General features: G+C 72.2%; 17 protein-coding genes. 12 read left to right on the top strand and 5 right to left on the bottom strand.

Annotation, left to right across the window (positions count from 1 at the left end; all coding sequences use genetic code 11):
* Positions 1–84 precede the first annotated feature (84 nt).
* Genes U870_RS0108435 through hpaD form a run of 4 tightly spaced genes read left to right on the top strand, consistent with a single transcriptional unit; the run spans position 85 to position 4,853 of the window.
* Positions 85–1,518 (top strand): fumarylacetoacetate hydrolase family protein, encoded by a 1,434-nt coding sequence (locus U870_RS0108435; protein WP_025156961.1) that lies wholly within the window; start codon positions 85–87, stop codon positions 1,516–1,518.
* A complete protein-coding gene (locus tag U870_RS0108430; RefSeq protein WP_025156960.1) occupies positions 1,500–2,189 on the top strand; it encodes a GntR family transcriptional regulator in 690 nt (229 codons plus the stop codon). Before U870_RS0108435 ends, U870_RS0108430 begins: the two co-directional genes overlap by 19 nt.
* A 29-nt stretch (positions 2,190–2,218) precedes the next feature.
* The gene (gene hpaE / locus U870_RS0108425; RefSeq protein ID WP_025156959.1) at positions 2,219–3,715 is read left to right on the top strand and encodes a 5-carboxymethyl-2-hydroxymuconate semialdehyde dehydrogenase; all 1,497 of its coding nucleotides are present in this window, start codon (positions 2,219–2,221) and stop codon (positions 3,713–3,715) included.
* 43 nt (positions 3,716–3,758) lie between these two features.
* Positions 3,759–4,853: a 3,4-dihydroxyphenylacetate 2,3-dioxygenase gene (gene hpaD / locus U870_RS0108420; protein ID WP_025156958.1), complete on the top strand. Its 1,095-nt coding sequence runs from the start codon at positions 3,759–3,761 to the stop codon at positions 4,851–4,853.
* 144 nt (positions 4,854–4,997) lie between these two features.
* On the opposite strand, the gene U870_RS0108415 is transcribed toward hpaD, so the two are convergent.
* The 3 genes from U870_RS0108415 to U870_RS0108405 are packed head-to-tail and all read right to left on the bottom strand — an operon-like array spanning position 4,998 to position 6,888.
* Complete coding sequence (locus U870_RS0108415) at positions 4,998–5,579, bottom strand: hypothetical protein (protein WP_162819115.1); 582 nt, start codon at positions 5,577–5,579, stop codon at positions 4,998–5,000.
* Between the two features lie 39 nt (positions 5,580–5,618).
* On the bottom strand, positions 5,619–6,164 hold the full coding sequence (locus U870_RS0108410) for a cysteine hydrolase family protein (protein ID WP_025156956.1): 546 nt from the start codon (positions 6,162–6,164) through the stop codon (positions 5,619–5,621).
* Positions 6,165–6,210: 46 nt separating this feature from the next.
* Positions 6,211–6,888 carry a DUF1345 domain-containing protein gene (locus tag U870_RS0108405; protein WP_025156955.1) on the bottom strand — a complete coding sequence of 226 codons (678 nt, stop codon included), beginning with the start codon at positions 6,886–6,888 and terminating at the stop codon, positions 6,211–6,213.
* Positions 6,889–6,936: 48 nt separating this feature from the next.
* Here U870_RS0108405 and U870_RS0108400 point away from each other — a divergent pair, with 48 nt between their 5' ends.
* Entirely contained in the window at positions 6,937–7,347 is a 411-nt protein-coding gene (locus tag U870_RS0108400) for a (deoxy)nucleoside triphosphate pyrophosphohydrolase (RefSeq protein WP_025156954.1), read from the top strand.
* Between the two features lie 62 nt (positions 7,348–7,409).
* Here U870_RS0108400 and U870_RS0108395 read toward each other — a convergent pair whose 3' ends face one another.
* Entirely contained in the window at positions 7,410–7,841 is a 432-nt protein-coding gene (locus U870_RS0108395; protein WP_052357652.1) for a GNAT family N-acetyltransferase, read from the bottom strand.
* A 70-nt stretch (positions 7,842–7,911) separates the two neighbouring features.
* On the bottom strand, positions 7,912–8,184 hold the full coding sequence (locus U870_RS0108390; protein ID WP_025156952.1) for a DUF1778 domain-containing protein: 273 nt from the start codon (positions 8,182–8,184) through the stop codon (positions 7,912–7,914).
* A gap of 194 nt (positions 8,185–8,378) precedes the next feature.
* Here U870_RS0108390 and U870_RS0108385 point away from each other — a divergent pair, with 194 nt between their 5' ends.
* The 7 genes from U870_RS0108385 to U870_RS0108355 all read left to right on the top strand — a co-directional run.
* Positions 8,379–9,764, top strand: a complete 1,386-nt coding sequence (locus U870_RS0108385) for a purine-cytosine permease family protein (RefSeq protein WP_025156951.1) — start codon at positions 8,379–8,381, stop codon at positions 9,762–9,764.
* Positions 9,765–9,833: 69 nt separating this feature from the next.
* Positions 9,834–11,387, top strand: a complete 1,554-nt coding sequence (locus tag U870_RS0108380) for a hydantoinase/oxoprolinase N-terminal domain-containing protein (RefSeq protein ID WP_025156950.1) — start codon at positions 9,834–9,836, stop codon at positions 11,385–11,387.
* Positions 11,384–12,496: a DUF917 domain-containing protein gene (locus U870_RS0108375; protein WP_025156949.1), complete on the top strand. Its 1,113-nt coding sequence runs from the start codon at positions 11,384–11,386 to the stop codon at positions 12,494–12,496. The genes U870_RS0108380 and U870_RS0108375 overlap by 4 nt, the downstream gene beginning before the upstream one ends.
* Positions 12,493–13,611 (top strand): DUF917 domain-containing protein, encoded by a 1,119-nt coding sequence (locus U870_RS0108370; RefSeq protein ID WP_025156948.1) that lies wholly within the window; start codon positions 12,493–12,495, stop codon positions 13,609–13,611. The genes U870_RS0108375 and U870_RS0108370 overlap by 4 nt, the downstream gene beginning before the upstream one ends.
* A 62-nt stretch (positions 13,612–13,673) precedes the next feature.
* The gene (locus tag U870_RS0108365; RefSeq protein ID WP_025156947.1) at positions 13,674–14,702 is read left to right on the top strand and encodes a DUF917 family protein; all 1,029 of its coding nucleotides are present in this window, start codon (positions 13,674–13,676) and stop codon (positions 14,700–14,702) included.
* Positions 14,699–16,213: a PucR family transcriptional regulator gene (locus U870_RS0108360; RefSeq protein ID WP_025156946.1), complete on the top strand. Its 1,515-nt coding sequence runs from the start codon at positions 14,699–14,701 to the stop codon at positions 16,211–16,213. Before U870_RS0108365 ends, U870_RS0108360 begins: the two co-directional genes overlap by 4 nt.
* Before the next feature lie 97 nt (positions 16,214–16,310).
* On the top strand, positions 16,311–17,223 hold a 913-nt coding region (locus U870_RS0108355; protein WP_025156945.1), incomplete at its 3' end, for a zinc-binding dehydrogenase.

Here is a 17,223-nt window from a genome sequence, read left to right as displayed (position 1 = left end):
TATACAATCTCGAATACGGTCGGAGCCGCACTACCTGCGGCGCCCACCGGCACCACCATCCCCGACGACGAGGAGAACCACCCCGTGAGCCAGCTCGCCCGCCCCGGCAAGATCATCGCGGTGCACCTGAACTACCGATCGCGCGCCGCCCAACGCGGGCGCACCCCGGCCCAGCCCTCGTACTTCTTCAAGCCGGCCTCCTCCGTCGCGGCGACCGGCGGCGCGCTCGAGCGCCCGGCCGGCACCGAGCTGCTCGCCTTCGAGGGCGAGATCGCCCTGATCATCGGCAGCGCCGTCCGCCGGGTCTCCCCCGAGGACGGCTGGGCCGCGGTCTCCGGTGTCACGGCCGCGAACGACTTCGGCCTCTACGACCTTCGCGCGGCCGACAAGGGGTCGAACGTCCGGTCCAAGGGCGGCGACGGCTTCACCCCGCTCGGACCGGACATCATCCCCGCCTCTTCCGTCGACCCGGCCGCACTGCGCGTGCGCACCTGGCTCAACGGCGAGCTGGTGCAGGAGGGCGCGACCGACGACCTGCTCTTCCCGTTCGGCCGGCTGATCGCCGACCTCTCCCAGCTGATGACGCTGGAACCGGGCGACGTCATCCTCACCGGCACCCCGGCCGGTTCGTCGGTCACGCAGCCGGGCGACACCGTCGAGGTGGAGGTGGATGCGCCGAGCGCTCCGGGCGCCCCGACCAGCGGCCGCCTCGTCACGCGGATCACCGAGGGGCGCATCCCGTTCGGCGACGTCGGCACGAAGCCCAGCGTCGACGACCACCAGCGCGCCGAGGCCTGGGGAACGCCTCCCGCTCCCCCGTTCGCGCTCACCGACGAGCTGCGCGCCGCACTCGCGAGCGTTGCGACCGCCACGCTCAGCTCCCAGTTGCGCAAGCGCGGCCTGAACAACGTCTCGATCGACGGGCTGGCCTCGACCCGGCCGGACGCCCGCCTGATCGGCACCGCGAAGACGCTCCGCTACATCCCGAACCGCGAGGACCTCTTCGCGTCGCACGGCGGCGGCTACAACGCCCAGAAGCGCGCGTTCGACGCGGTCGGCGACGGCGAGGTGCTCGTCATCGAGGCCCGCGGCGAGCGCGGCAGCGGCACCGTCGGCGACGTGCTCGCCCTGCGCGCCCAGGTCAACGGCGCCGCCGGCATCGTGACCGACGGCGGCGTGCGCGACCTCGCGATCGTCGCCGCGCTCGACATCCCGACCTACCACGGCGGACCCCACCCCGCCGTGCTGGGCCGCAAGCACGTTCCGTGGGAGGCCGACGTCACGGTCGCGTGCGGTGGCGCCTCGGTGCAGCCCGGCGACGTGATCGTCGGCGACGCGGACGGCCTGATCGTCATCCCTCCCGCCCTGGTCGCCGAGGTCGTGGCCGACGCGGTGGAGCAGGAGCGCGAGGAGGAGTACATCGCCGAGCAGGTGGCGGCCGGGCACCCGGTCGACGGACTGTTCCCGATGAACGCGGAGTGGAAGGAGAGGTATCGCGCATGGCGGACGCAGCACTGAAGCCGGCCGCGGCGGCGCCCAGCAAATCGCAGCTGGCGTACGAGTTCCTCCGCGAGCGGATCGACGACGGCCGGTACGTCTCCGGTTACCGGCTCGTGCTCGGGCAGATCGCGGGCGAGCTCGAGATCAGCGTCGTGCCGGTGCGCGAGGCGATCCGGCGGCTGGAGGCGGAGGGCCTCGTCACGTTCGAGAAGAACATCGGTGCCCAGGTCGCGCTGCTGCAGGACACCGAGTACGCGTTCACCATGCAGACGCTCGCCCTCGTCGAAGGGGCGGCGACCCAGCTCTCCGCTCCACTGCTGACCTCCGACCACGTCCGGCGGGCGCGGGAGGTCAATGCCGAGATGATCGCGAGCCTCGACCGCTTCGTGCCGCACCGTTTCACCCAGCTCAACCAGCAGTTCCACTCCGTGCTGTTCGAGGAGTGCCCCAACCCGCACATCCTCGACCTCGTGCACCGCGGCTGGAACCGGCTCACGGTGCTGCGCGACTCCACCTTCAGCTTCGTGCCCGGCCGCGCCCGCGAGTCCGTCGACGAGCACGAGCGCATCCTGACCCTGATCGAGAGCGGCGCCGAGCCGCTGGAGATCGAGCTCGCCGCACGCCGCCACCGGCTGGCCACGCTGGACGCCTTCCAGGCGTACCAGAGCGAGCACAAGCACACCCACTGACCACACCCACCCTGAAGGAGAGCACGCGCATGGCGCAGCACTACGTCCCCGAGAACCTTCCCGGGAAGATCCAGCACTTCATCGACGGACGGTTCGTCGACAGCGTCTCGGGCGCGACCTTCGACGTGCTCGACCCGGTGTCGAACGAGACCTACGTCACCGCCGCCGCCGGCCAGAAGGAGGACATCGACCTCGCCGTGGCCGCCGCCCGCCGCGCCTTCGTCGACGGGCCGTGGCCGCGCATGAAGCCGCGCGAGCGCGCCCGGGTGCTCAACCGCATCGCGGACGCCGTGGAGGCGCAGGACGCCCGGCTCGCCGAGCTGGAGACCTTCGACACCGGCCTCCCGATCACGCAGGCGCTCGGCCAGGCCCGCCGCGCCGCCGAGAACTTCCGCTTCTTCGCGGACCTGATCGTGGCCCAGCGCGACGACGCGTACAAGGTGCCCGGCAGCCAGCTCAACTACGTCAACCGCAAGCCGATCGGCGTCGCCGGGCTCATCACGCCCTGGAACACGCCGTTCATGCTGGAGAGCTGGAAGCTCGCTCCCGCGCTCGCGACCGGCAACACCGTCGTGCTGAAGCCGGCCGAGTTCACCCCGCTGTCGGCGAGCCTGTGGGCGGAGATCTTCCGCGAGGCGGGCCTCCCCGACGGCGTCTTCAACCTGGTCAACGGCCTCGGCGAGGAGGCCGGGGACGCTCTCGTCAAGCACCCCGACGTGCCGCTGATCTCCTTCACCGGCGAGAGCCGCACCGGCCAGCTGATCTTCGGCAACGCTGCGCCGTTCCTCAAGGGCCTCTCGATGGAGCTGGGCGGCAAGTCCCCCGCCGTCGTGTTCGCCGACGCGGACCTGGACGCCGCCATCGACTCCACCCTGTTCGGCGTCTTCTCGCTTAATGGCGAGCGCTGCACCGCCGGGTCCCGCATCCTCGTCGAGCGGGCCGTGTACGAGGAGTTCTGCGAGCGCTACGCCGCCCGCGCGAAGAACATCGTCGTCGGCGACCCGCACGACCCGAAGACCGAGGTCGGCGCACTCGTGCACCCCGAGCACTACGACAAGGTGATGAGCTACGTGGAGCTCGGCAAGCAGGAGGGCCGGCTCCTCGCCGGCGGCGGGCGTCCCGAGGGCCTCGACCACGGCAACTACGTCGCCCCGACCGTGTTCGCCGACGTGAAGCCCGACGCGCGGATCTTCCAGGAGGAGATCTTCGGCCCGGTCGTCGCGATCACCCCGTTCGACTCCGATGCAGAGGCGCTGGAGCTCGCGAACGGCGTCCGGTACGGCCTCGCCGCCTACATCTGGACCAACGACCTGGAGCGGGCGCACACCTTCTCGCAGAACGTGGAGGCCGGGATGGTGTGGCTCAACTCCCACAACGTCCGCGACCTGCGCACCCCGTTCGGCGGCGTGAAGGCCTCCGGCCTCGGCCACGAAGGCGGCTACCGCTCCATCGACTTCTACACCGACCAGCAGGCCGTGCACATCACGCTCGGCGAGGTCCACACCCCGCGTTTCGGCGCCCACTGACACCGCACGCAGCCACTCGACTCGACGAAGAGAAAGAAACACCATGAGCAGCCCCATCCCCGCTCCCGCGAACCGCATCCCCACCCCGCAGGCCGCTCCGCCGGACATCCTGCGCTGCGCCTACATGGAGCTGGTCGTCACCGACCTGCAGGCCAGCCGCGACTTCTATGTCGACGTGCTCGACCTGGTCGTGACCGAGGAGGACGAGAACGCCGTCTACCTGCGCAGCTTCGAGGAGTTCATCCACCACAACCTCGTGCTCCGCAAGGGTCCGGTCGCCGCGGTCGCCGCATTCTCGTACCGCGTGCGCACCCCCGAGGACCTGGATCGCGCCGTCGCGTTCTACTCCGAGCTCGGCTGCCGCATCGAGCGCCGGTCCGAGGGCTTCACGAAGGGCATCGGCGACAGCGTGCGCGTGGAGGACCCGCTCGGCTTCCCGTACGAGTTCTTCTACGACGTCGAGCACGTCGAGCGCCTCGCCTGGCGCTACGACCTCTACACGCCGGGCGCGCTCGTCCGCCTCGACCACTTCAACCAGGTCACCCCGGACGTCCCCCGCGCCGTCGCCTACATGGAGGACCTCGGCTTCCGCGTGACCGAGGACATCCAGGACGAGGAGGGCACGACCTACGCCGCGTGGATGCGCCGCAAGCCCACCGTGCATGACACCGCCATGACCGGCGGCGACGGCCCGCGCATGCACCATGTCGCGTTCGCCACGCACGAGAAGCACAACATCATCGCCATCTGCGACAAGCTCGGCGCGCTGCGCCTCTCCGACCGCATCGAGCGCGGCCCCGGCCGCCACGGCGTCTCGAACGCGTTCTACCTCTACCTGCGCGACCCCGACGGCCACCGGGTCGAGATCTACACGCAGGACTACTACACCGGCGACCCGGACAACCCCGTCGTCACCTGGGACGTGCACGACAACCAGCGCCGCGACTGGTGGGGCAACCCGGTCGTCCCGTCCTGGTACACCGAGGCCTCCCTCGTGCTCGACCTCGACGGCAACCCTCAGCCCCTCACCGCCCGCACCGACGACTCCGAGATGGAGGTCACCATCGGCGCCGACGGCTTCTCGTACACCCGTGCGGGCGACGAGGAGAAGGGCTTCAAGCTGGGCGCGCAGGTCTAGCCCGCGGCGTCCTCTTCGCCGCTGCCTCCCCGCTGCCGCTCCGCCCGCGACTGTCACCCCGCAACTCCGGAGATCCCGCCCCACACGGACGCGATCTCCGGAGTTGCGCCGTTTCACCGGCGTGTCGGACGAGATCTCCGGAGTTCAGCCGCAGGAGGTCTGCCCCATCAGGGAGTAGCCGCCCGTGGCCACCCGGGCGAACAGCTCTGTGGCGATGCGGCCGAGGGCCTCCTGGGCCCGCTGACCGGCCTCGGATTCGCCGGTCCCCGCCTCGCCGGGTGCGAAGGTCGGCAGTGCCGACGGCGCTGCGATGACGGTCAGCCAGTCCGTCGTGCTCAGCGTCTCCCGGGCCCGGAGGACCGGCTCGTCGCCCGCGGCGAGCCCGCCGTCTGGTGCCACCGCCAGTTCCAGCAGGCAGGTGGCGACCGTCCCGTCGCTGAGCGTGAACGTCTGCGTCAGCCGGAGGTCCGGCTCTCCGAACCCGGTGGGCGGCTCCGACCCGCCGTCGAGCGGCGCCCCGTCGCCTTCCGCCTGCTCCGGAGGCTCGGGCGGCGGAGACGGCATGAAGGGCAGGGGCGCGCCGGGCTGGCGGAATCCGGGAGGTCCCCACGGCGACCAGACCTGGGGACGCTCCCGCGCGGGCGCGCACCCCGTGAGCGCCGCCGCGATCGTCCCCGCGACGAGACCCGCTCCGATCAGCGCGCGCACCCGTCGTCCCGCCCTCATCGTCCCCCGACCCCGCATCCCCCGCATCCCCCGCACGGCCTACCCGAACACGACCTCGTCCGCGCGCTCCACCGCGAACAGCTGGTCGGGATAGCGGAGGCCGGAGAAGTAGCGATTCGTGTGGGCCACTATCTGCCGTCCGGTGATCTCGACGCCGTCCCACTGCGCGTCGGTGGTCGTGTGCCCGTCCTCGACGAGGGTGACGTCGTAGCCGCGGACGGCCGCGCTCTGCGTGGTGGTGCGGATGCAGTAGTCGCTCTGGGCGCCGGTGACCACCAGCCGGGAGGCGTCGAGGCCCTCGAGCACCTCGTCGAGGTCGGTGTCGGCGAAGGCGTCCCGGTAGTGCTTGTGCACGACGGGCTCGCCGTCCGCGGGGAGGAGGCCGTCGGCGAACGCCCACTCGTCGCTCCCCGCGGGCAGATCGTCCGCCTCGTGCTGCACCCAGACCACCGGGGTGCCGGCGGCGCGGGCGCGATCGACGAGGTCCGCGGCCCGGGCGACCACGCCATCGGCGTCCCAGCACCCGGGCAGCACCCCCTTCTGTAGGTCGATCACGAGCAGGACGGTGGGGATGGATGCGCTCACGCCCCCATCCTGCCAGCCGGAGGGGTCATCCAGGCTGCCCGGCCGCTCACCGGTTGAACGACATGATCGTGTTGAGGGCGAGCACGATGATCAGGCCGTTGAAGAAATAGCTGAGCACCGAATGCCAGAGCACGGTCCAGCGCAGGCGGGTGCTCAGCACCTCCACGTCGGAGGCGGCGAAGCTGGTGCCGAGCGTGTACGCGAAGTAGACGAAGTCGACGAACCGGGGATGCTCCGTCGCCGGGAAGCGCAGCAGCGGCACGTCGCTGGAGTAGTGACGCTGGTAGTAGATCTGCGAGAACCCCCAGTGCAGGAACCCCCAGGCCAGCAGCATCGACCACACGCCGACGATGTCGGTGATCGACCCGACCTCGGGGTCGTTGTGCAGACCGAGCACCTGCACGGCGGCGGTGAAGCCGATGAGGCTGGCGAGGATGGTGGCGGTCATCGACACCAGCCGGGCCACCCGCCCGACCTCGAACCGGGAGGGCCGGTCCCCGTCGACCACGGGCCGGCGCGCGGCCCGCCCCAGCACGATCAGCACGACGAGCTCGTACAGCGTCCCGATCACGCACCAGAGCCCGAGCAGCAGCAGGGTCGTGTCGTCGTCCTCCGACAGCACCACCAGCCACACGCCCACGACGATCATCACCAGCTGCACGAGCAGGCTCAGCACGAATCCGATCACGATGGGCGCACGCCGCGCGACGACGGGAGTCGACATACCTGGATGCTAGTGCCCGCCATCCGCGGATCCGGGCAGGATGGACCCATGCCTCCCGCCTCCCCGCCGCCCACCCCGCTGGTCGTCGTGGCGGCCGTGATCGCCGACGGCCCCCTCGTGCTCGCCTGCCGCCGCGCGCAGGGCCGGGACGCCGCCGGGCGCTGGGAGTTCCCCGGCGGCAAGGTGGAGCGGGGCGAGACGCCGGAGGCGGCGCTGGAACGCGAGATCCGCGAGGAGCTGGGCGTCCCCGTCCGCGTGGGTCGCCTGCTCGACCGCACGGTCACCGTGATCGGCACGCGCGCGATCGATCTGGCCTGCTACGCGGCGACGCTCACCGGCCCGGCACCGGAGCGCAGCACCGACCACGACCGGCTGCGCTGGGTGGCCCGCGACGAGCTCGCCGGGCTCGACTGGGCGGAGGCCGACCGGCCGGTCGTGCGGCTGCTGGAAGCCGGGTGAGCGACCGGCTCACGGTGTGTCCGCCGTCCCTGCTTCACGACGCCTCCTGCGTCGCGCGCCTTCTACCCCGCGCCTGGCTCGAGTGCGGCTCGGATGTCGCGGACCCGCTGCACCAGCAGCAGACTCCCCGGAACGCGGACGAACCCCATCCGTTCGTAGAACAGCGCGACGGGCTCGGAGAGCGCATCGACCACGACGAGTCGCGCGGCCACATGATGTGTCGCCGCGAGGACGCGCGTCAAGGCATCCGCCAGGAGGAGCTCACCGAGGCCCTGACCGCGCGCGGATCGTGTCAACGCGAGCTTGCCGATGAGCACGGCCGGGATCTCGCGCGGACCTCCTCTGCCCACCTGACCCGGTACGTCCTCGCGGACCACCTTGTGCGCGGAGAGTGAGTAGTAGCCGACGACCTCGCCGTCCAGGACCCACACCCACGTCGCGGACGTCTGACGACGCGCCGCGTCTGCGGCATGTCGACGGAGCCAGAGGTCCAATCGACCCTCTCCGCACAAGAACCCGGAGACGTCGTGGAGGACCTCATCGAACCGTTCCGATCGAAGGGCGTCAGCCAAGCCCGATACCGCGCAGGCGATCGCCCGCAGCTGCCAGCGCGGTGTTGGGGTTAGCCGGCTCATCCAGCGCCTCCCAGAGGTCGTCGAAGAAGCCGATCGGGACCGTCGTGGTCGCCTCATGCGCCCGCAGGACACGGTCCGCCCGCTCTTCGGCCGCTTCGCGCGCGAACGCGCCGACCTTCTCCCCGGACAGCTGCGCAGCGAGCGCGATACGGTCGAGATGGTCGCGCGAGACGCGGAACTCGAGACGTTCGGTTGCGGTCATGGCACCTTCCTTCGTACGGACAATTGTACGACGCGCTGCACTCGACGTCGACCTCCATATGACACTGAAGGCCGTACTGTGCACACCGCACAGAACTCTCTCAACTTCGTGCAGTTCGCACATTCCGCGTCGTCCGCGGCCGTTCTACGGTGTTCGGAACCCCCACACCCGTCCCCGTCAGAAGGACTCCCCTCATGGCACGCACAGCCCCTGCCGACGACTTCGCCCTCTCCCGTGTGACCCCCGACGCGCGCAAACCGTGGTTCGGGATCGCGGTCCAGCGGTTCGGTCAGGTCTCGGCGCTCTCGCAGTTCCTGCTCGGGGCCACCCTGGGCTACAGCATGACGTTCGGCGAGGCCGCCCTCGCGCTGCTCCTCGGCTCGATCATCCTCGAGGTGATCATGTGCATCGTCGGCATCATCGGGCAGAAGGAGGGTCTCAACACGGCTCTCCTCGCGCGCTGGACCGGCTTCGGCGAGATCGGCGCCGCTCTGGTCGGGCTCGCGATCGGCATCAGCCTGATCGGCTGGTTCGGCATCCAGTCGGCGATCTCGGCGCAGTCGCTCGACGCGCTCATGCCCGGCGTCATGCCGATCTGGGTCTGGAGCCTGCTGTTCGGCCTGGCCGTCACCGCGATCGTGGCCTACGGCTTCGTCGGGATGCAGTGGCTGGCCAACATCACCGTCCCGCTGTTCCTCATCCTGGTCGGCTGGTCGGTCATCAGCGAGCTCAGCAAGCACTCGATCGGCGACCTGCTGACCTCCCCGGCGCCCGGCCCGACGATGTCGGTCTGGGCGGGCACGGGCATCGTCGCGGGCGGCCTGATCGTCGGTGCGATCATCACGGCGGACATGACGCGGTTCAACCGCAGCAAGGCCGACGTCGTCAAGCAGACCGTCGTCGGCGTCTCGCTCGGCGAGTTCGTGATCGGCCTGGCGGGCGTGCTGCTCGCCCACGCCGCAGCCACCGGCGACATCGTCGCGATCGTCACCTCCTCGATCGGCTTCGTCGGCCTCATCATCGTCATCACCGGCACCCTGAAGATCAACGACTGGAACCTGTACTCCTCGACGCTCGGCCTGGTGAACTTCATCTCCACCGCGTTCGCCAAGAACCTCAACCGCGTGACCACCACCATCGTGCTCGGCATCGTCGGCTCGGTGCTCGCGGCCGCCGGCATCCTCTCCCAGTTCACCGGCTTCCTCGTCATCCTCGGCGTCGCCTTCCCGCCGATCGCGGGCATCATCGTGGCCGAGTACTTCTTCGTGCGACGCTGGCGCGGCGACCTGGATGCGACGCGCGCGTCCGGTCGGCTGCCCGAGTTCGCGCCGCGCATCGTCCCGGCGACGCTCATCGTCTGGCTGGTGTCGTCGCTGGTCGGCTACTTCGTGACCTGGGGCATCCCCGCCCTCTGGTCGCTCTTCCTCTCGATCATCCTCTACACGGTCGCCGGCAAGCTCGGCTGGGTGCGCGGCGTCGGCCGCGCCCGGACCATCCAGGACGAGCCGGCCGACGGAACCGCGTCCGAGGACGCCGCCGCGGGCAGCACGCCCGGCTCGGAGGCGATCGCCTCCAACTGAACCGGCGGCCGCGCGCCGCCCCGTCCCACCAGCCCCACCCGCCGTCACCGCGGCAGAAAGCGAAACACCATGCATATCGGCATCGACGTCGGCGGAACGAACACCGACGCAGTGCTCATGGACGGCCGGACCACCCTCGCCGGCGTCAAGAACTCGACCAGCCCGGATGTGACCGCCGGCATCGTCAGCGCCATCGAGGCGCTGCGGGCGGCGCGGTCGTTCGACGGCTCCGAGATCCACGCGGTGATGATCGGCACGACGCACTTCATCAATGCGCTCGTGCAGGCCAAGCGCCTCGCCCCGACGGCCGCGCTGCGGCTCGGACTGCCGGCGACCAAGGCGCTCCCGCCTCTGGTCGACTGGCCGGAGTCGCTGCTGGAGGCGATCGGCGCGCGCAGCTATCTGGCGCACGGAGGCTACGAGTTCGACGGCCGCCCCATCTCGCCGCTCGACGTGGCGGAGCTGAAGGGCATCGCCGCCGACATGGCCGCGCACGGGGTGCGCTCGGTCGCGATCTCCAGCGTGTTCTCGCCCGTCAACCACGACGTCGAGACGCGCGCCGCCGCCATCCTGGCCGATGAGCTCGGCGACGACGTCGCCATCTCGCTCTCGCACGAGATCGGCCGGATCGGGCTGCTGGAGCGCGAGAACGCCACGATCATCAACGCGGCGCTGCGCGAGCTGGCGAGCGAGATCGTCGACGGGCTGACCTCGGCCGTGCGCGCGCAGGGCATCGACGCACCGATCTTCCTCAGCCAGAACGACGGCACGCTGATGGACGAGGACTACGTGCGCCTCTACCCGGTCGCCACCTTCGCCTCCGGACCGACGAACTCGATGCGCGGGGCCGCCCTCACCAGCGGTCTCGAGACCTGCGCTGTCGTCGACATCGGCGGGACCACGGCCGACATCGGCCTGCTCGTCAACGGCTTCCCGCGCGAGACGGCCAACGAGGTCAAGGTCGCCGGTGTGCGCACCAACTTCCGGATGCCGGACGTGCTCTCGATCGGCATCGGCGGCGGCTCCATCGTCGACACCGAGACCGCCGAGGTGGGCCCGGAGTCCGTCGGCTACCGGCTCACCACCGAGGCGCTGGTCTTCGGCGGCTCGACGCTGACCGCGACCGACATCGCCGTGGCGGCGGGGCGCGCGCAGGTCGGTGACCCGTCGAAGGTCGCGCACCTCGACCCCGCCTTCGTGCGGCGCGTGCTCGCCCGCATCGCCGAGCGCGTGGCCGAGGCGGTCGACCGGATGCGCACGTCGCCGGACCCCATCCCCGTCGTCGCCGTCGGCGGCGGCTCCATCCTCCTGCCGGACGAGCTGCCGATCTTCGGCGCGGTGCACCGGCCGGAGAACTACGCCGTCGCGAACGCGATCGGCGCCTCCATCGCACAGGTCGGGGGCGAGATCGACAAGGTGTACGCCGTCGAGCCCGGCCGCCGCGACGAGGCCATCGCCGCCGTTCGGGCGGAGGCGGTGGACAAGGCGATCGCGGCCGGCGCCTCCCCCTCGTCGGTCGCGATCGTCGACTTCGACGAGGTCCCCATCCCCTACCTGCCCGGCAACGCCACGCGCATCCGCGTGAAGGCCGTCGGCGACCTGGCGATGGAGGTCCGGGTATGAGCTGGACGCTGACCGCCGACGCGATCGGCGACCTCTCCCGCGGCGCCGCGGTGCTCGGCACCGGCGGCGGCGGAGACCCGTACATCGGCTCCCTGCTCGCGAAGCAGGCGCTCGCCGAGCACGGACCGGTCACGGTCGTCGGGCTCGACGAGGTGCCGGACGACGCGCTCGTGCTGACCGTCGCCATGATGGGAGCCCCGACCGTCATGGTCGAGAAGCTGCCCAGCCTCGACGAGGTCATCGCGCCCGTCGTCGCCCTCGGCACCTCCCTCGGCCGCCCGGTCACCCATGTCGCGTGCGCCGAGGTCGGCGGCGTGAACTCCACCATCCCCGTCGCCGCCGCTGCCGCTCTCGGGCTGCCGCTGATCGACGCGGACGGCATGGGGCGGGCGTTCCCCGAACTGCAGATGGTGCTCCCCACCCTCTACGGCGTGACCGCGTCCCCGCTCGCCTTCGCGGACGAGAAGGGCAACGTCGGAGTGCTGCAGACCGTCGACAACCACTGGACCGAGCGGATCGCCCGCGTCGCGTGCGTCGAGATGGGCTGCTCCATCATGATCTCCGGCTTTCCGATGTCGGGGACGGTCGCCCGGGAGGCGCTCGTCCCCGGCTCGCTGCGCCATTGCGTCGCGATCGGCGCCGGCATCGCCGAGGCCCGCGCGGCCAAGACCGACCCGGTCGCCGCCACGGTCGCCCTGCTCGGCGGGCGTGAGTTCTTCGGCGGCAAGGTCGTGGACGTCGAGCGCGGGACCACGGCCGGGTTCGCCCGCGGCCGTGCCCGCATCGACGGCGCCGCCACGGGAGCCGCAGCGGACGCGGAGCTGACCCTGTCGTTCCAGAACGAGCACCTGATCGCCCAGGCCGGTGACGAGGTCTTCGTGACCACGCCGGACCTGATCATCGTGCTCGACGCCGAGAGCGGCGAGCCGATCACCACCGAGGGCCTGCGCTACGGCCAGCGGGTGCGGGTGATCGCCGCCCCCAGCGACCCGCGCTGGCACGGCGCCGACGCGCTCGCGATGGTCGGCCCCGGCTACTTCGGCTACGACCTCCCCTCGCACCGCTTCGACGGCAGCGCCGAGCACACGCTCGAGGAGGCGGCCGCATGAGCTGGACGCTGACGGCCACCGACCTCCCCGACCTGGCGCGCGGCGCCACCCTGCTGGGCACCGGAGGCGGTGGGGACCCCTACATCGGGCAGATGCTCGTGGCGCGGGTCCTGAACGAGAAGCCCGAGGGCGAGCGCGGCATCACGATCCTCGACCCCGACGAGCTGGCGGACGACCTCTTCGTCATCCCGACCGCGCAGATGGGCGCGCCCACGGTGATGATCGAGAAGATCCCCGCCGGCACCGAGCCGACGCTCGCCCTGCGCACGCTGGAGGGGCATATCGGCCGCACCGCGGACGCCACCATGCCGATCGAGTGCGGCGGCATCAACTCGATGATCCCCCTGATCGTCGCGGCCGAGACCGGCCTGCCGGTGGTGGACGCCGACGGCATGGGCCGCGCCTTCCCCGAGCTCTCGATGGAGACCTTCGCCGTCTACGGCGTGCACGGCTCCCCGCTGGCCCTCGCGGGCGAGCGCGGCGAGACGGTCGTGATCGACACCGGGGACGACGACCGGCAGATGGAATGGCTCGCCCGCGGCGTGACCATCCGGCTCGGCGGGGTCGGCCACATCGCCGAGTACGCGATGAGCGGCGCCGACGTGAAGCGGACCGCCGTTCCCCGCACCCTCTCGATGGCGCTGGCCCTGGGCCGGGCGATCCGGGAGGCGCGCGAGCAGCATCGCTCGCCGTTCGAGGCGATCGCGCAGACGCTCTCCACCACCCTCTACTCGGAGGTGCGCGAGCTGTTCACCGGCAAGGTCACGGACGTCGAGCGCCGCACGACCGAGGGCTTCGCCAAGGGCCGCGCGACCATCTCGTCACTGGACGCCGCGGCGAGCGAGACCCTCGAGATCCGCTTCCAGAACGAGAACCTCATCGCCCTGCGCGACGGCGAGCTCGTCGCGATCGTGCCTGACCTGATCTGCGTGACCGACATCGAGTCGGGCGAGCCGATCACCACCGAGGGTCTGCGCTACGGCCAGCGCGTGCGCGTGCTGGGCATCTCCACGCCGGAGATGATGCGCACCCCCGAGGCGCTGGCGGCCTTCGGCCCCGCGGCGTTCGGACTGACCGAGGAGTTCGTGCCGGTCGAGACCTCGGCACTCGTCTGAGCCGCGCCGCCGTCCGCGGACGCCCGCACCGCCGGGCGTCCGCACCGCCTACCCTGGAGGGCATGAGAACCCTCGGACCGGAGCGCCTGCCCGCGCTCGCCCGAGGGTTCTCCCTGCTCGGCTCCGGCGGCGGCGGCGCCTCGACGATGTTGGAGCTGATGGTGCAGGACGCACCCGCCTGGCCGCTCACCCTGCGCGCTCCCGACGAGTTCGACCCGTCGACCCCCTGCGTCGCCGTCGCGTTCGCCGGATCGACCTACCTGCTCGCCGAGCGTCTGCCGGGCGCCGACGTCTTCGGCCCGCTGGTGGCCGCCGCCGAGCGCTGGACCGGCGTCCGGGCCGCCGCGGTCTGCGCGCTCGAAGGCGCCGGGATGAACGGGCTCACCCCCCTCCTGCTCGCCGACCGTCTGCCCCTGGTCGATGCCGACCTGATGGGACGCGCCCTCCCCCGCCTCGATCAGGTGTCGCTGCTGGTCGACGCGCTGCCCGGCGTCGTCGCGGTCTGCGACACGGGAGGCGGCGTCGTCGTGATCGACACGCAGCGCCCGGCGGACGTGGAGAGCCAGGTGCGTGCCGCGATCGTGCAGGCCGGCGGCGGCGGCGCCGTCCTCGTCGCCGGGTTCACCGTGGGCGACCTGACCGAGCACGCCGTCCTCGGCTCCTACGCCCGGGCGATGGCCCTGGGCGAGGCGGGCACCGACCGCTCCCTCCCGGCGGCGCGACTCGCCGAGGCGGTGGGCGGGCGGCTGCTCGGCTCCGGACGGGTGAGTGCGATCGTGCCCTCGGTCGACGACCCGTACGTCAGCGCGATCCAGCTCGACGGGGACGACGGCGCGCTGCTGCGGCTGGTGGCCCGTTCCGAACTGCTCGCCGTCGTGCGCGACGGCGAGACCACCTCCGCCTCGCCCGAGATCATCGTCGCCCTCGACTCCATCTCCCGCGACGTGCTGCAGGTCGACGGCGTGACGCTCGCCCGACACGTCACCGTCATCGCCCTCCCCGCCCCGACCTGGTGGACCGCCTCCCCCGACCGGCTGCGCCACGTGACGCCTGCCGGATTCGGGCTCGCCGGGCTGGAACCGGCGGCATGAACGAGCAGCTGGACCTCGCCGCGCTGTTCGCCCACCCCGCGAACGGCGGCCTCCGGCCGATCGCCGGAGCCGACCCCGCCGTCGTGTGGCGCGAGCTCGTGGTCGCCTCGTCCGAAGCCGGACTGCCCGCCGACGGCGGCGGGGCGCTGGCCGTGCTGACCGTCGCGCCTCCGGCGACACCGTGGCAGCAGGACGCCCTCGTGCGCCGGGTGCGCGACCGCGGCTACCGCGGACTGGTACTGCCGGAGGCGGAGGCCTTCGGAGCCGGCACCCGTGCGCTCGCCGAACGGCTCGGCCTGGCGTTGCTCGACACGGCGGAGCCGATGACCCTGGCGCGCGCCGGCTGGGAGCTGCTCGAGGGGCGCGACGCCCTCACCCTGGGCTACGTGCGCCGGGTCGCGCAGTCCATCGAGTACCACGCCGACAACCTGGCCGACCTGCTGCGCCACCTCTCGGCGAGCGTCGGCCACGGCGTCGCCCTCATCGACAGCGAGGGGGTGCTGCTGGAGGCCGGCGAGTCGCTCCCCGCCGCGGTGCACGCCGCCGTCGACTTCGGCCCCTGGGCCGACACGGTCTCGCTGCCGGAGGGCGCCGCCGCCTCCGTGCGCGTCGACAGCCCCAGCCGCGAAGGTCTGCGCCTGGCCGTGTTCGGGCGCGGTCTCGGCCAGCAGCAGCTCAGCGCGCTCGCGGTCGCCGCGGAGGTGGCGATGCCGGCCGTGGCCTCCCGCATCCTCATCGACGAGGTCGCCGATGTGAACGACGCCGCCGTCGCCTCGGGGCTGCTGCGCGACTTCCTGGAGTTCCGCGACAGCCGCGACGCCGAGCTGGAGCAGCGGATGCTGGAGCGCGGCTGGCGCACCACCGGCTACCACCTCGGCTTCCGGCTGATCGGCCGCACGCGGGTCGACACGCTGCAGCTGCTGCGCTTCGTGACCCGCGAGCTGACCGGGATGCCCGTGGACTCGCACGCCGCGACCAGCGGGCGCGGGGTGACCGGCTGGCTCAGCTTCACCACCCCGCCCGCGCCGAGCCGGGTGGAGGAGAACGTGCGCGCATTGCACGCGCTGCACACGGCCGCCCGCCGGGCGTTCAACGTGGCGACCGGCGTCGGCACGCTCGAGAGCGGGTCGCCCGGGCTGGTCGCCACCATCGACGGCGCCGCCGACGCCGCCCGCATCGCCGCCGACCGGTCCGCGACGGGGTACTTCGTCCGGATCGACGCGCTCGGCCTGGAGCAGCTGCTGCTGTCCTGGACCGAGAGCGACACCTTCGTCCCGGCGGCCGAGTCCCTGCTCGCACCGTTGATCGCGCGCGGTCCGGAGCTGCTGGAGACACTGACCGCCTACCTCGACCACGAGTCGGGCATCGCGGCCACGGCCGACGCCCTCGGCCTGCACCGCAACACGGTCTCGACCCGGGTCTCCCGCGCGCAGGAGCTGCTGGGGCTCGACCTCGGCGACCCGGAGACGCGTCTCGCCGTCCATCTCGCCTGTCGCGCCGTCCGGCGCTGATCGTCGCCCCGTCCTCGCCCCGTCCGTCCCGCCTGTTCCAGCCCCGTCCGTCACCGCCCGTCCGTCACCGCCCGTTCCACCCCGGAGTGCCATCGCCATGAGAGCCCTGCTGTACGACACGTTCGCCGCACCCGTGCGGGTCGCCGAGGTCGCCGATCCCGTCGCACCCGCGGGCGGCGCGGTCGTGCGGGTGGCCGCGTCGGGGCTGTGCCGCAGCGACTGGCACGCCTGGGCCGGGCACGACGACACCGTCGCCCTGCCGCACGTGCCCGGCCACGAGTTCGCCGGCGTGGTGGAGGCGGTCGGCGCGGGTGTCGAGCGCTGGAGGCCCGGCGACCGGGTGACGGCGCCGTTCGTCAACGGCTGCGGGCAGTGCGCGTGGTGCCGGAGCGGGCAGGCGCAGGTGTGCCCCGACCAGACCCAGCCGGGCTTCACCCACTGGGGCTCCCACGCGGAGCTGGTGGCGGTGCGCGCCGCCGACCTCAACCTGGTCGCCCTGCCGGACGCCATCGAGGACGCGGCCGCCGCCAGTCTCGGTTGCCGGTTCGCCACCGCCTACCGCGCGGTCACCGCCCGGGCCGCCCTCCGGCCCGGCGAGTGGATCGTCGTCTACGGTGCCGGCGGGGTGGGGCTCAGCGCCGTGATGATCGCCGCCGCCCTCGGTGCGCGTCCCCTCGCCGTGGACCGGGCTCCCGCCGCCCTGGAGCTGGCTCGCGCGTTCGGGGCCGAGCACACGCTGGAGGCCGGCGACGAGACCCCGGAGGCCGTCGCCGAGCTGACAGGCGGCGGTGCCCACGTGTCGGTGGACGCGGTCGGCTCGCCCGCGACGGCCGCCGCCGCACTGCACTCCCTGCGCCGCCGCGGCCGGCATGTGCAGATCGGCCTGCTGCCCGGCGGCGGCCCGGTGCTCCCGCTCGACCGGGTGATCGGCTGGGAGCTCGACGTGCTCGGAAGCCACGGGATGGCGGCGGCCGACTACGCGGGGATGCTCGACCTCGTCGCCTCCGGCG

Source organism: Leifsonia aquatica H1aii (assembly GCF_000633535.1).
GTDB lineage: Bacteria > Actinomycetota > Actinomycetes > Actinomycetales > Microbacteriaceae > Leifsonia > Leifsonia aquatica_A.
The sequence above is the reverse complement of the archived record's forward strand: the minus strand, read 5'-3'. Positions and strand labels throughout refer to the sequence as shown.

Coding starts and splice junctions, on each gene's coding strand:
- U870_RS0108405 (WP_025156955.1), bottom strand. CDS start 6,888: ATGTCGACTCCCGTCGTCGCGCGGCGTGCGCCCATCGTGATCGGATTC.
- U870_RS0108385 (WP_025156951.1), top strand. CDS start 8,379: ATGGCACGCACAGCCCCTGCCGACGACTTCGCCCTCTCCCGTGTGACC.
- U870_RS0108400 (WP_025156954.1), top strand. CDS start 6,937: ATGCCTCCCGCCTCCCCGCCGCCCACCCCGCTGGTCGTCGTGGCGGCC.
- U870_RS0108390 (WP_025156952.1), bottom strand. CDS start 8,184: ATGACCGCAACCGAACGTCTCGAGTTCCGCGTCTCGCGCGACCATCTC.
- hpaE (WP_025156959.1), top strand. CDS start 2,219: ATGGCGCAGCACTACGTCCCCGAGAACCTTCCCGGGAAGATCCAGCAC.
- U870_RS0108375 (WP_025156949.1), top strand. CDS start 11,384: ATGAGCTGGACGCTGACCGCCGACGCGATCGGCGACCTCTCCCGCGGC.
- U870_RS0108365 (WP_025156947.1), top strand. CDS start 13,674: ATGAGAACCCTCGGACCGGAGCGCCTGCCCGCGCTCGCCCGAGGGTTC.
- U870_RS0108430 (WP_025156960.1), top strand. CDS start 1,500: ATGGCGGACGCAGCACTGAAGCCGGCCGCGGCGGCGCCCAGCAAATCG.
- U870_RS0108415 (WP_162819115.1), bottom strand. CDS start 5,579: ATGAGGGCGGGACGACGGGTGCGCGCGCTGATCGGAGCGGGTCTCGTC.
- U870_RS0108380 (WP_025156950.1), top strand. CDS start 9,834: ATGCATATCGGCATCGACGTCGGCGGAACGAACACCGACGCAGTGCTC.
- hpaD (WP_025156958.1), top strand. CDS start 3,759: ATGAGCAGCCCCATCCCCGCTCCCGCGAACCGCATCCCCACCCCGCAG.
- U870_RS0108370 (WP_025156948.1), top strand. CDS start 12,493: ATGAGCTGGACGCTGACGGCCACCGACCTCCCCGACCTGGCGCGCGGC.
- U870_RS0108360 (WP_025156946.1), top strand. CDS start 14,699: ATGAACGAGCAGCTGGACCTCGCCGCGCTGTTCGCCCACCCCGCGAAC.